Source organism: Stenotrophomonas sp. 22DLJC03 (assembly GCF_056861405.1).
The window spans coordinates 417,812-429,407 of sequence record NZ_JBSPUG010000001.1 but is presented as its reverse complement, the minus strand read 5'-3'; the positions used below and the strand labels follow the sequence as shown (position 1 = coordinate 429,407).

Sequence of the window (11,596 nt, the reverse complement as noted above, 5' to 3'; positions counted from 1 at the left end):
GCTTTGCTTGCGAAGCACTGCTTCGCAAGCGCCCGAACGCCCAGCCGCCAGCGGCTGGGCCGGACCCCGGAGGGGGTTCACGGCGTGTCCTGCCAACCCACACCGCCCCGCCCAACCCACAGAAACCCAGAACCGCTTTGGCTTTGGCTTTGGCTTCTGCCCGCCGCAGGCGGACCACCGCGCGTCAGCGCGGCGCCTCCACATCCAACCCGATCGGGCAGCTCACGCCGGTGCCGCCGATGCCGCAGTAGCCGTTCGGGTTCTTGGCCAGGTACTGCTGGTGATAGTCCTCGGCGTAGTAGTACTCCGGCGCCGGGTACACGATCTCGGTGGTAATCGGGCCGTAGCCGGCCGCATCCAGCTGGGCCTGGTAAGCCTCGCGGCTGGCCAGCGCGGCGGCGTACTGGGCCTCGTCGGTGGCGTGGATCGCCGAGCGGTACTGGGTACCGGTGTCGTTGCCCTGGCGCATGCCCTGGGTCGGGTCGTGGCTTTCCCAGAACAGCTGCAGCAACCGTTCCAGGCTCACCACCGCCGGGTCGAACACCACCTGCACCACTTCGGTATGCCCGGTCAGGCCCGAGCAGACCTCTTCGTAGGTCGGGTTCGGGGTGATGCCACCGGCATAGCCCACGGAGGTGCTGTACACGCCCGGTTCGGTCCAGAACTTGCGCTCGGCGCCCCAGAAGCAGCCCAGCGCGAAACGGATCTGCTGCAGGCCGGCAAAACGGTCCTTCAGCGGATGGCTGTTCACGAAGTGCTGGTTGCTGTGCAGCGGCAACGGCTGCTCTCGGCCCGGCAGCGCCTCTTCCGCGCGCGGCAGGCGCTGCTTGAAGGCGCCGATGCCAAGGATGCCCTGTCCGATTCCCAACATGATGCGCTCCTACGCCGGAAGGCCGGCAATGTCGTCTGCATCTGAAATGGGGTCGTCCGGGGCGTGGCCCAAGTCCAGCGCGGCCACGATGTCCTCGGCCTGCGGCCGTGCCGCATCAGGGATGCCCACCCGCAGCACGCCGAACAACGGCAGCTCGCCCATGCCGCCCAGCAACGACTCGCCGAACACAAAGGCCGGGATGCCGGCATCCTCCAGCGCGTGCTTGACCAGGTGGGCGTCGAACAGGTTGTCGGCCTTGTACACGATGTGCATGCGGCGGCTCCGTGGGACAGGATTCCAGCATACGCCCGGGGGCTGAATGGTGGTGGTGACGGCGCATGACCGTTCTGCCGGCCAGCGGCCGGCACTACCCATCTGTACGTCGATCCACATTTCGCCGGCCGCTGGCCGGCAACCCCGATCGCCACCGGGCAGCCCCGCCCCTTACGCGCTAAACTGTTGGTCTTTCTGCCTTTCTCTTCGCCGACTCATGTCCGAGCACACCCCCGCCAGCCCCGAGACCCCCGCCGACAGCCACGAAAAGCGCGATTTCATCCGCCAGATCGTGCGCGAGGACCTGGCCAGCGGAAAGCACCAGGCGATCAAGACCCGCTTCCCGCCAGAGCCCAACGGCTACCTGCACATCGGCCATGCCAAGTCGATCTGCCTGAACTTCGGCATCGCCGGCGAGTTCAGCGGCGTCTGCAACCTGCGCTTCGACGACACCAACCCGGCCAAGGAAGATCCGGAATACGTGGCCGCGATCCAGGACGACGTGCGCTGGCTGGGCTTCGAGTGGAACGAGCTGCGCCACGCCTCGGACTACTTCCAGACCTATTACCTGGCCGCCGAGAAGCTGATCGCCGACGGCAAGGCCTATGTCTGCGACCTGTCGGCCGAGGAAGTGCGCGCCTACCGCGGCACCCTGACCGAGCCGGGCCGCCCGTCGCCGTGGCGCGACCGCAGCGTCGAGGAAAACCTCGATCTGTTCCGTCGCATGCGTGCCGGCGAGTTCCCCGATGGCGCGCGCACCGTGCGCGCGAAGATCGACATGGCCAGCGGGAACATCAACCTGCGCGATCCGGCCCTCTACCGCATCAAGCACGTCGAGCACCAGAACACCGGCAACGTGTGGCCGATCTACCCGATGTACGACTTCGCGCACGCGCTGGGCGATTCGATCGAGGGCATCACCCACTCGCTGTGCACGCTGGAATTCGAAGACCACCGCCCGCTGTACGACTGGTGCGTGGACAACGTCGATTTCGCCCATGACGACGCGCTGACCCAGCCGCTGGTCGACGCCGGCCTGCCGCGCGAAGCGGCCAAGCCGCGCCAGATCGAGTTCTCGCGCCTGAACATCAACTACACGGTGATGAGCAAGCGCAAGCTTATGGCGCTGGTCACCGAACAGCTGGTGGACGGCTGGGAAGACCCGCGCATGCCGACCCTGCAGGGCCTGCGTCGCCGTGGCTATACCCCGGCCGCGATGCGCCTGTTCGCCGAGCGCGTGGGCATCAGCAAGCAGAATTCGCTGATCGACTTCAGCGTGCTGGAAGGCGCGCTGCGCGAAGACCTGGACAGCGCCGCACCGCGTCGCATGGCGGTGGTCGATCCGGTCAAGCTGGTACTGACCAACCTGCCGGAAGGCCATGAAGAGCAGCTGACCTTCAGCAACCACCCGAAGGACGAGAGCTTCGGCAGCCGCGAAGTGCCGTTCGCACGCGAGGTGTGGATCGACCGTGAGGACTTCGCCGAAGTGCCGCCGAAGGGCTGGAAGCGCCTGGTGCCGGGTGGCGAAGTGCGCCTGCGCGGCGCCGGCATCATCCGCTGCGACGAAGTGATCAAGGATACCGACGGCACCATCACCGAGCTGCGCGGCTGGCTGGATCCGGAATCGCGTCCGGGCATGGAAGGCGCCAACCGCAAGGTCAAGGGAACCATCCATTGGGTCAGCGCCGTGCATGGCGTGCCGGCCGAGATCCGCCTGTACGACCGCCTGTTCTCGGTGCCGAACCCGGACGACGAATCGGAAGGCAAGACCTATCGCGACTACCTCAATCCGGAATCGCGCCGCACTGTCACCGGCTATGTCGAGCCGGCCGCAGCCAGCGCCGCGCCGGAGCAGTCGTTCCAGTTCGAACGCACCGGCTACTTCGTCGCCGACCGCCGCGACCACACCGAAGCCAAGCCGGTGTTCAACCGCAGCGTGACCCTGCGCGACACCTGGTCGGCCTGAGGACCCGAGCGGGCGCCAGCACGGCGCCCGCACGACCCTGACGATGATCACCGCCCTGTCCGCCCTGCTCTGGTTCATTTCGCAGCATCCGCTGCTGACGTTCTTTGCAGCGATGGTGCTGGCCGGGCTGGTCTCGTGGTGGCGGCGCTTTCCGGGCTACGCCATCGTGGTGTTCCCGCTGGCGATGCTCAACATCTTCCTCGGCCACTTCCTCAACGCCGCCTTCCTCAACGTGGTGGGCGAGCGCGGTGAAGCGGTGATCGTCAAGGCCGAGGAAACCAGCTCTACGCTCAACGAGCAGTACATCTGGCGTTACGAAGCGGTGCTGCGCACGGCCGAGGGCCGCGATGTGGAAGTGGTGTTCCACACCAACACCGCCTCGCTGTGGCCGCTGGAGAACGCGATCCGCATCCCGGCACCCGACCAGCCATTCGTGGTGAAGTACACGGCGGGCTTCCCGCGCAACTTCGTCATCCTCACCAACGAATCACCGCACGGCATCGCCCAGGCCCGGGCCAGCGCGCGCGAGCGGGTGGAAGTGGCGGCACGCAAGCTGCATTTCAGCCCGGGCAACGCCGATTTCCGCGCGGACTATCGCCGCGAACTGGAAGCCTGGCTGCGCGACCACGGCAACGACCCGCAGCAGCAGCCCGATGCGCAGCGATATCGCGCCGAACTCGACGCGCTCGAGCGCTAGTTCCAGGCCCTGCCTGGATGTTCCGCCCCATCCATCCACAGGCCTGACATGACCACGACCTCCACTGATCTCCTCCCGCTGCTGCAGCAGGTGCTGCAGGGCGCCGGCATCGCCAGCCGCGCCGACGGTGGCGCGCTGCTGCTGGACAGCGGCCTGCGCCTGACCCCGCATGCGATGGCCGCGCAGGAGCGCGACAACGGCGGCTGGCAGACCTCCACCGTCATCGAGAGCCAGCATCCGGTGCTGTTCGCCGACGGCCTGTTCGAGTACCAGCACGCCAACGGTGCCGATGAGCAGGCATCGCTGCTGTCCGGCTTCCAGACCTGGGTGCGGGTGGACCTGGCGACGCTGCAGACCGCGATCGGCGCCGAAGACGCGCAGGGCCTGCCGATGATGGGCCTGACCTATCCGGCCAGCGACGACGGCGAAGAGCACCAACGCACTGTCGTACTGGGGCCGCTGGCGCACTACCGCGCGCAGGAGGTGGATGCATCCACCTGCAGCGAGGACGACCACGGCTCCTGCCCCTGCTGCCTGTTCACCCGCAGCATGGACGCCTTCGACGCGCTGCTGAAGGCGCGCCAGTTCCTCGCCATCCGCCTGTTCGCCTCACGCGATGCCGACGGCCTGTGCGAGGCCGATTGCCGGGTCAACGGCCACGACTTCGGCGCCGCTCTGCCCCTGCTGCGCACCTACGCCGCCAGCTGGCCGCAGGCCGGACTGGAGTTCCGCAAGCAGTACGTGGTGATCCGCACCGGCTCGCCGGGCTGACCCACCGCCACACCCGATACAGGCCGGTGCAGCTACACTGCGCGCCGGTTTCCCAAGCAACCGCACCTTCTTCCATCCCATTACGAGGCACCCCCGCGATGCTGTACGCGCAAGTCCACCTGACCCTTCCCGCCTGGATCCACGACCAGATCGACCTGGATCGTCGATATCCGGGCGATGAGGCCAAGGTCGCGCTGGCGATCGAGCTGTCGCGGTTGAACGTCGAGCACGCCAGTGGCGGCCCGTTCGGCGCCGTGGTGTTCGGCCCTGAAGACAAGGTCATCGCCGCCGGCGTGAACCGGGTCATGCCGCACTCGACCTCGCTGGCGCATGCCGAGAACATGGCCTACATGCTGGCCCAGCAGCGCCTGCAGACCCCGCGCCTGAACGCGGTGCTGTCGCCGGTCACCCTGGCCACCAGTTCGCAACCGTGCTGCCAGTGCTACGGCGCCACCGTGTGGGCCGGCATCGACCGCCTGCTGATCGGTGCCAACTCGGCCGACGTCGAAGAACTGACCCCATTCGATGAAGGCCCGCTGCCGGCCGACTGGGTCGGCGAACTCAACAAGCGCGGCATCGAAGTGGTGCAGGGCCTGAACCGCGACGCCGCACGCAGTGTGCTGCGTGCCTATGGGGAAAGCGATGGCGCCCGTTACTGAAACCGGCATCGGCCTGCTGTGCCTGTGCCGGCAGGGCTTCGAGCCCGAGCTGGCCGGCGAGCTGCAGTTCCGCGCCGGTGAAGCCGGTTTCGCCGGTTATGCGCGCACCCAGCGCAATGACGGCTACGTGTTGTTCATGTGCGACGAAGCTGCCGCGCTGGCACCACGGCTGCGCTGGCGCGAACTGATCTTCGCGCGGCAGAAGCTGGTGGTGCTGGCCGAACTGCCGCAGCTGGACCCGGCTGATCGCATCACCCCGATGCTGGAGGTGCTGGCCGATGCGCCGCGCTTCGGCGACCTGTGGGTGGAGCACCCCGATTCGGACGCCGGCAAGCCGCTGTCCGGGCTGGCCCGCGCCTTCGGCAATGCGTTGCGCCCGGCGCTGCGCAAGGCCGGCAAGCTCACTGACAAGCCAAACAATCGCCTGCCGCGCCTGCATGTGGTATTTGTCGACGGCACCCATGCCTTCGTCTGCGTGGCCGACCCGGCCGACAGCGCACCGTGGGCATTGGGCATCCCGCGCCTGAAGCTGCTGCCCGAAGCGCCGTCGCGTTCGGCGTTGAAGCTGGACGAAGCGCTGCTGACCCTGCTGACCCCGGAAGAACGCGAGGCACTGGCCAAGCCCGGCATGCGCGCGGCTGACCTGGGCGCCGCGCCGGGCGGCTGGACCTGGGTGCTGACCCGCCAGCACATGCACGTGCTGAGCATCGACAACGGCCCGCTGCGCCAGCACGTGCTGGACACCGGCCTGGTCGAGCACCTGCGCGCCGACGGCTTCCACTGGCACCCGGAACAGCCGCTGGACTGGATGGTCTGCGACATGGTCGAGCAGCCGCGCCGCGTGGCCGAACGCATGGCTACCTGGTTCCGCGAAGGATGGTGCAGGCACGCGATCTTCAATCTGAAGCTGCCGATGAAGAAGCGCTGGGACGAAACCCGCTTGTGTTTGGATCTGTTCCAGGAGCAGGCCGGCAAGCCATTGGTGGTGCGTGCCAAGCAGCTGTATCACGACCGTGAGGAGATCACGGTGTTGGCCTCGCCGCTGCGGTGAGGCCATCGCGCCCGCCGGGCGTGGCCCGGCGCTACCGAGGAATGGCAATCATGCGATACCGCTCGATTCCGATACTGATCGCGCTGCTTGCAACGGCGCCGGCCATTGCACAGCAGTTGCCGCCCATGCCGGCGCAGAGCCAGCCGCTGGGTCGGACCGGCGGAGCGATCCGCCAGCAACCGCTGGATGCCGGCCGGGTCAGCGGCAGCGTCGAGATTGCACGGCCGGCCGGCGAGGCACAGGTGACCGTGCGCTCGCTGGAACCCAGCAGCGTGGTCGGCCAGTACCGCATCCACTTCGCTGCGCTGGATGTGAACAGCGATGGTTTCATCAGCCGCGAAGAAGCGCAGGCGAATCCGGCGCTGGCCGATGAGTTCAATGCGTTGGACGTGAAGCGTCGCGGCAAGCTGGACCGTGCCGATCTGGCCGGTTGGCTGGTTGATTGATTCACCGGCGCGATCTTCATCCACGCATGGCGTGGAGCTACTGGATCAACGGCGGTAGCGGAGCCCGCTTCTGGTAGGTGCCAACCTTGGTTGGCACATCCATCAGGCATCCTGGACCCAGATGAGGCGAGGCTGTTTCCAGCCTTGTGCCAACCAAGGTTGGCACCTACCAGAGCGGCGTTGGCACCTGCCAGAGCGGCCTGTATTCCGGTCAGACCCCGGCGGCGCGCTTCCAGAACGCCTGCACCAGCGGCGGCCACTTGCCGACGCAGCCCAGCGCGCGGCCGCGGGCCAGGGTCAGGTGCATCTCGTCGTTGGAGAACAGCCGATTGATCGCATCGAAACTGTAGGCGGCGATCTGGTTGTCACTGCGCCGTTCCCGTGCCCAGCGCTGCAGGCGCTGCGGCGACAGCCGCGGCTGTCCGCGACGTTCGGCCGACGGCGCCAGCCACTGCTGCAGAGCGGCAACATCGCGCAGGCCCAGGTTCACGCCCTGCCCGGCCAGCGGATGCACCACGTGCGCGGCATCACCCAATGCCAGCACGCGGCCGGCCACGTAGTGACGGGCCAGCTGCCGACGCAGCGGGAACGCCGCACGCGCTGATGCCAGCCGCAGTTCGCCCAGGCGCGCGGCGAACGCACGCGTCAGTTCGCGGTCGAAGGCGTCCTCGTCCAGCGCCAGCACGCGCGCTGCTTCATCCTCGGGCAGAGTCCAGACAATCGAACTGCGACGCTCGGCCACCGGCAGCAGCGCCAGCGGCCCGGTCGGCAGGAAGCGCTGCCATGCGGTGGCCTGGTTCGGCAGTTCGCTGTCCACATAGGCCACCACGCCACGCTGGTGGTAGTCATGCCGCTCCACCTCGATCCCGGCCAGTTGGCGCAGGGTCGACTCGGCGCCATCGGCCGCCACTGCCAGCGCTGCTTCCAGGCGGCGACCGTCGTCCAGGCGCAGGCGAACACCGTCATCATCCTGTTCCAGCGCTTCCACCCGTGCCGGGCAATGCAGCTGCACGCCCGCCGCTGGCAGTGCCGCCCACAGGCGGTCCTGCAACAAGCCGTTCTCGACGATGTAGCCCAGCTCGCGACGACCGAAGCGGTCGGCGTCGAACAACAGATCCTCACCGCCGGCGGCGTCCCACACCTGCATGCGCCGGTAAGGCCAGGCGCGGGCCAGGGCGATCACCGGCCACACGCCCAGGCGGTTCAACAGTTGTACGTTGTCAGCGGCGAAGGCGAACACGCGCAGGTCCGGCTGGGCGGCCTGCCACGGTGCCGGTTCACGGCCTTCCACCAGCGCAACCGACAGGCCGGCATCGGCCAGCGCCAACGCACACGCGGCACCGACCACGCCACCACCAACGATGGCCACATCAAGACGCATGCGCCGGCTCATGCAGCTTCTCCGCGGCATAGGCGCGGCACGTCGCCACGGAAGCCCATCGCGCCACCGACCAGCATCGACTGCACCGACGCGCGTTGTGCGGCCACCAAGCCGAGGCTGCGCAGCGGCCGCATCAACGGTGCCGGGTTGCTGGTCAGGCGCGCCAGGCCACCGGAGAACGCCACCGTCTGCCGGCGGTCTTCCTCGCGGCGCGCGACATAGGCCTGCAGCAATGCATCACTGCCGGCATCCTCATGCGCATCCTCCAGCAGTTCGGCCAGGGTCAGCGCATCGCGCAGGCCCAGGTTGAAGCCCTGTGCACCCAACGGATGGATGGTCTGCGCGGCATTGCCGAGCAACACCGTACGCTCACCGGCCAGCGCGCGCGCCAGCACCTGGATGAGCGGATAGGCGCTGCGCGGGCCGGACTCGAGCAGGCGGCCGGCACGCCAGCCGATCGTGCTCTGCAGGCGTTGCAGCCAGGCGGCATCGTCCAGCGCCATTACTGCATCGGCCTGATCGCGCGCTACGCCGTGCACGGTGCCGAAGTGACGATCGCCACGCGGCAGCAGGGCAGTCGGACCGCTATCGGTGAACCGCTCCCAGGCGGTGCCGTCCGGCGCGCGCTGGCTGCGCACGCGGGCCACGAACAGGGTCTGCTGGAAATCATGGCGGTCGACCTCGATGCCCAGCGCGCCACGCACGCCGCTGGTGGTGCCATCGGCCCCCACCACCAGACGTGCCAGCAGCACGCGCTCGCCGGCCTCGTCAGCCACCCGCACCTGGCGGTAGCCGTCGACCACGTCGCCCAGCCCCAGGAACCGCATCGGCCGGTAACGGCGCAGGCGCGGAAGTTCCAGAAGCCGCGCTTCCAGCGCCTGGCCGAAATCCCGCGCGACTACTACCTGGCCAAACCACGGCCTGTCGTAATCGGCCGCTTCGAGCTGTACCCGTCCGAAGTCGCCCGCACGGCTGACATGGATGCGGCGGATAGGGCCGGGGGCCATCGACAGCTTCTGCATCACCCCCAGCGCGGTCAGCGCATTGACGGTGGCGGCGGCGAAACTGAGGTTGCGCTGGTCGAACACCGCCGGCAGCTCACCTGCCGGGCTGGCCTCGAGCAGGCCCACGTCGCGGCCCAGGCGGTCCAGGGCAATGGCCAGGCTGGCGCCGACCAGCCCGCCACCGACGATCAGCACGTCATGTCGTTCACTCATGGGCTCATGATACGCGCTCACCCCCACTGCAAGCCCAATGCATCCCGCCTGCGCCAACCCGCGCGGCGGGCTAGAATGAAACCTGAATCCGCTCCGGGCCCGCTGCCATGTCCGACACCGCCAACCGCGCCTTCGTCCTGTCAGTACTCGTACTGCTGCTGGCGGCGACCCGCGTCAACCACTTCGCGGCGATTCCCGATGCCTCCTGGGCCGTGTTCTTCATCGGCGGCTTCTATCTGGCGCGCTGGACGCGCTGGGCGTTCCCGCTGCTGATGCTGTTCGCGGTGCTGGTCGACTGGATCGTGATCCGCAGCAGCGGCCTGGACTTCTGGCAGCACTACTGCGTGTCGCCGGGCTACTGGCTGCTGCTGCCAGCGTACTTCTCGCTGTGGGCTGGCGGGATGCTGCTGGGCCGCAACTACCAGAGCGCGCGCTGGTCGGTGCTGGCCAAGGGGGCGCTGCTGCTGGTCGCCTCGGTGGCGGTCTGCCACCTGCTGGCGCAGGGCGGCTTCTACTGGAGCAGCCGCAACGTGGCCGAGCCGACCCTGGCCGGCTGGGCACAGAACTACGCGCAGTGGTTCGGGCCCTACCTGCGCACCACGGCGATCTATGTGGCGCTGGCCGCTGCCCTGCAGCTGGCCGTGGAGCAGATGTTGAAGCTCCAGCAGGCCCGCCGCGACATCCGCCACTGAGCCGCACCATGGGTCATCGCCTCTCGCGCATCTACACCCGCACCGGCGACGACGGCAGCACCGGCCTCGGTGACGGCCAGCGCGTGGCCAAGGATGATGCCCGGGTCACCTCCTACGGTACCGTCGACGAGGCCAATGCCGCGCTCGGCCTGCTGCTGGCCGCCCCGTTGCCCGAGGACGTGCGCGCGCTGGTCGTGCATCTGCAACACCAGCTTTTCGACCTCGGCGCCGAGCTGTGCATCCCCGGCCATGCTGCGATCCACGCCGCCGATGTCTCCGCGCTGGAGCAGCAGCTGGACCACTACAACGCCGGCCTGCCAATGCTGAAGGAGTTCATCCTGCCGGCCGGCGGCGAGGCCGCTGCACGCTGCCACCTGGCGCGCACCATCGTCCGCCGCGCCGAGCGCGAGACGGTCACCCTGGCCCGCCACGAGGCTGTGCGCAGCGAGGCGCTGCAGTACCTCAACCGGTTGTCGGACCTGCTGTTCGTGCTGGCCCGGGTGCTGGCCCGTGCCGATGGCCACGGCGAAGCGCTGTGGCAACCACAGCAGCGCCAGCGCTGAGTCGGCACGATGCTGGTCTATACCCATCCGTCCTGCCTGCTGCATGACCCCGGCCCCGGCCATCCCGAATGCCCGCAACGCCTGCAGCATGTACTGGACGCACTCCACGCTGCCTTCCCCGGCCAGCTGGACTGGCGCGAGGCGCCGCCAGCCAAGTTCGGTGAACTGACCCGGGTCCACGACAGCGCCCTGCTCGACTTCGTGCTGCAGCCGCAGACCGCGCCGCTGCGCCAGCTGGATATGGACACCTGGACCTCGCCGGGTTCGGCCAGCGCCGCCGTGCACGCCGCCGGTGCCGGCGTGGCCGCGGTCGATGCGGTGATGCTGGGCGAGGACCCGCTGGCCTTCTGCGCGGTACGCCCGCCGGGCCACCACGCCACCAGCAGCACGGCGATGGGCTTCTGCCTGCTGAACAACATCGCCATCGCCGCCGCCTATGCCCGCGACCGCCATGGCCTGGAGCGGATCGCGGTGGTCGATTTCGACGTGCACCACGGCAACGGCACCCAGGACATCTTCCAGCACGACGCCCGCGTTTCTTACTACAGTACCCACCAGGCCGGGCTGTTCCCCAACTCGGGCCTGCGCCGCGACCGCGGCGCGGGCAACCTGATGAACATCCTGCTGCCGCCGGGCAGTGGCGGCTTCCGCTTCCGCAACGTCTGGGCCGACGAGATGCTGCCAGCCATCGACGACTTCCGCCCACAGCTGCTGCTGATCTCGGCGGGCTTCGATGCCCACCTGCGTGATCCGCAGGCGGACCTGATGCTGGAGACCGACGATTTCGCCTGGATCACCCGTGAACTGCATGCGCTGGCACGCCGTCACGCCGCCGGCCGGGTGGTCTCGATGCTGGAGGGAGGCTACGACCTGCAGGCCCTGGCGGAGTGCAGCGTCGCCCATGTCCAGGCCATGATCACCCCCTCTGCGGGTGCCTCCGCCGGATGAACCCGAACCGGCAGCCTCCCGCGCCCTTCATTGCCCCTATGCAAGGGATGGGGCAAGCTAC

13 protein-coding genes are annotated in these 11,596 nt (G+C 68.4%); 9 read left to right on the top strand and 4 right to left on the bottom strand.

All coding sequences use genetic code 11. The features are described from left to right. Positions 1–184: 184 nt before the first annotated feature. Together msrA and AC13GA_RS01885 are read right to left on the bottom strand one after the other, a co-directional pair. Positions 185–850: a peptide-methionine (S)-S-oxide reductase MsrA gene (gene msrA / locus AC13GA_RS01890; protein WP_046987839.1), complete on the bottom strand. Its 666-nt coding sequence runs from the start codon at positions 848–850 to the stop codon at positions 185–187. Positions 851–880: 30 nt separating this feature from the next. Beyond that, entirely contained in the window at positions 881–1,144 is a 264-nt protein-coding gene (locus AC13GA_RS01885) for a putative signal transducing protein (RefSeq protein WP_046987838.1), read from the bottom strand. A gap of 217 nt (positions 1,145–1,361) precedes the next feature. Here AC13GA_RS01885 and AC13GA_RS01880 point away from each other — a divergent pair, with 217 nt between their 5' ends. The 6 genes from AC13GA_RS01880 (at position 1,362) to AC13GA_RS01855 (ending at position 6,734) form a co-directional block, all read left to right on the top strand. After that, complete coding sequence (locus AC13GA_RS01880) at positions 1,362–3,110, top strand: glutamine--tRNA ligase/YqeY domain fusion protein (protein ID WP_253079216.1); 1,749 nt, start codon at positions 1,362–1,364, stop codon at positions 3,108–3,110. 43 nt (positions 3,111–3,153) lie between these two features. Next, positions 3,154–3,807, top strand: coding sequence for a hypothetical protein (locus AC13GA_RS01875; RefSeq protein ID WP_136639915.1), 654 nt, complete (start codon positions 3,154–3,156; stop codon positions 3,805–3,807). Between the two features lie 48 nt (positions 3,808–3,855). Further along, positions 3,856–4,578: a DUF6348 family protein gene (locus AC13GA_RS01870; protein WP_136639916.1), complete on the top strand. Its 723-nt coding sequence runs from the start codon at positions 3,856–3,858 to the stop codon at positions 4,576–4,578. Positions 4,579–4,676: 98 nt separating this feature from the next. Continuing rightward, the gene (locus AC13GA_RS01865; protein WP_012510109.1) at positions 4,677–5,237 is read left to right on the top strand and encodes a nucleoside deaminase; all 561 of its coding nucleotides are present in this window, start codon (positions 4,677–4,679) and stop codon (positions 5,235–5,237) included. Further along, positions 5,221–6,288 carry a 23S rRNA (cytidine(2498)-2'-O)-methyltransferase RlmM gene (rlmM, locus tag AC13GA_RS01860; RefSeq protein ID WP_136639917.1) on the top strand — a complete coding sequence of 356 codons (1,068 nt, stop codon included), beginning with the start codon at positions 5,221–5,223 and terminating at the stop codon, positions 6,286–6,288. The genes AC13GA_RS01865 and rlmM overlap by 17 nt, the downstream gene beginning before the upstream one ends. Positions 6,289–6,338: 50 nt before the next feature. Further along, positions 6,339–6,734: an EF-hand domain-containing protein gene (locus tag AC13GA_RS01855; RefSeq protein ID WP_136639918.1), complete on the top strand. Its 396-nt coding sequence runs from the start codon at positions 6,339–6,341 to the stop codon at positions 6,732–6,734. A gap of 211 nt (positions 6,735–6,945) precedes the next feature. On the opposite strand, the gene AC13GA_RS01850 is transcribed toward AC13GA_RS01855, so the two are convergent. Together AC13GA_RS01850 and ubiH are read right to left on the bottom strand one after the other, a co-directional pair. Beyond that, the gene (locus AC13GA_RS01850; protein ID WP_482997431.1) at positions 6,946–8,127 is read right to left on the bottom strand and encodes a UbiH/UbiF family hydroxylase; all 1,182 of its coding nucleotides are present in this window, start codon (positions 8,125–8,127) and stop codon (positions 6,946–6,948) included. Beyond that, positions 8,124–9,332, bottom strand: a complete 1,209-nt coding sequence (ubiH, locus tag AC13GA_RS01845) for a 2-octaprenyl-6-methoxyphenyl hydroxylase (RefSeq protein ID WP_482997430.1) — start codon at positions 9,330–9,332, stop codon at positions 8,124–8,126. The genes AC13GA_RS01850 and ubiH overlap by 4 nt, the downstream gene beginning before the upstream one ends. A gap of 107 nt (positions 9,333–9,439) precedes the next feature. On the opposite strand from ubiH, the gene AC13GA_RS01840 reads away from it, so the two are divergent. From AC13GA_RS01840 to AC13GA_RS01830, 3 genes are read left to right on the top strand one after another with little or no spacing between them, the layout of a single operon-like run. After that, positions 9,440–10,024: a hypothetical protein gene (locus AC13GA_RS01840; RefSeq protein WP_046984893.1), complete on the top strand. Its 585-nt coding sequence runs from the start codon at positions 9,440–9,442 to the stop codon at positions 10,022–10,024. An 8-nt stretch (positions 10,025–10,032) separates the two neighbouring features. Further along, complete coding sequence (locus tag AC13GA_RS01835) at positions 10,033–10,587, top strand: cob(I)yrinic acid a,c-diamide adenosyltransferase (protein WP_482997429.1); 555 nt, start codon at positions 10,033–10,035, stop codon at positions 10,585–10,587. A gap of 9 nt (positions 10,588–10,596) precedes the next feature. Next, on the top strand, positions 10,597–11,535 hold the full coding sequence (locus AC13GA_RS01830; RefSeq protein WP_046984892.1) for a histone deacetylase family protein: 939 nt from the start codon (positions 10,597–10,599) through the stop codon (positions 11,533–11,535). Positions 11,536–11,596: the final 61 nt, after the last annotated feature.

What these genes read in the sequence shown, in the direction of transcription:
- AC13GA_RS01875 (WP_136639915.1), top strand. Translation starts at nt 3,154, where the DNA reads ATGATCACCGCCCTGTCCGCCCTGCTCTGGTTCATTTCGCAGCATCCG.
- AC13GA_RS01835 (WP_482997429.1), top strand. Translation starts at nt 10,033, where the DNA reads ATGGGTCATCGCCTCTCGCGCATCTACACCCGCACCGGCGACGACGGC.
- rlmM (WP_136639917.1), top strand. Translation starts at nt 5,221, where the DNA reads ATGGCGCCCGTTACTGAAACCGGCATCGGCCTGCTGTGCCTGTGCCGG.
- AC13GA_RS01880 (WP_253079216.1), top strand. Translation starts at nt 1,362, where the DNA reads ATGTCCGAGCACACCCCCGCCAGCCCCGAGACCCCCGCCGACAGCCAC.
- AC13GA_RS01855 (WP_136639918.1), top strand. Translation starts at nt 6,339, where the DNA reads ATGCGATACCGCTCGATTCCGATACTGATCGCGCTGCTTGCAACGGCG.
- ubiH (WP_482997430.1), bottom strand. Translation starts at nt 9,332, where the DNA reads ATGAGTGAACGACATGACGTGCTGATCGTCGGTGGCGGGCTGGTCGGC.
- AC13GA_RS01865 (WP_012510109.1), top strand. Translation starts at nt 4,677, where the DNA reads ATGCTGTACGCGCAAGTCCACCTGACCCTTCCCGCCTGGATCCACGAC.
- AC13GA_RS01850 (WP_482997431.1), bottom strand. Translation starts at nt 8,127, where the DNA reads ATGAGCCGGCGCATGCGTCTTGATGTGGCCATCGTTGGTGGTGGCGTG.
- AC13GA_RS01830 (WP_046984892.1), top strand. Translation starts at nt 10,597, where the DNA reads ATGCTGGTCTATACCCATCCGTCCTGCCTGCTGCATGACCCCGGCCCC.
- AC13GA_RS01840 (WP_046984893.1), top strand. Translation starts at nt 9,440, where the DNA reads ATGTCCGACACCGCCAACCGCGCCTTCGTCCTGTCAGTACTCGTACTG.
- AC13GA_RS01870 (WP_136639916.1), top strand. Translation starts at nt 3,856, where the DNA reads ATGACCACGACCTCCACTGATCTCCTCCCGCTGCTGCAGCAGGTGCTG.
- AC13GA_RS01885 (WP_046987838.1), bottom strand. Translation starts at nt 1,144, where the DNA reads ATGCACATCGTGTACAAGGCCGACAACCTGTTCGACGCCCACCTGGTC.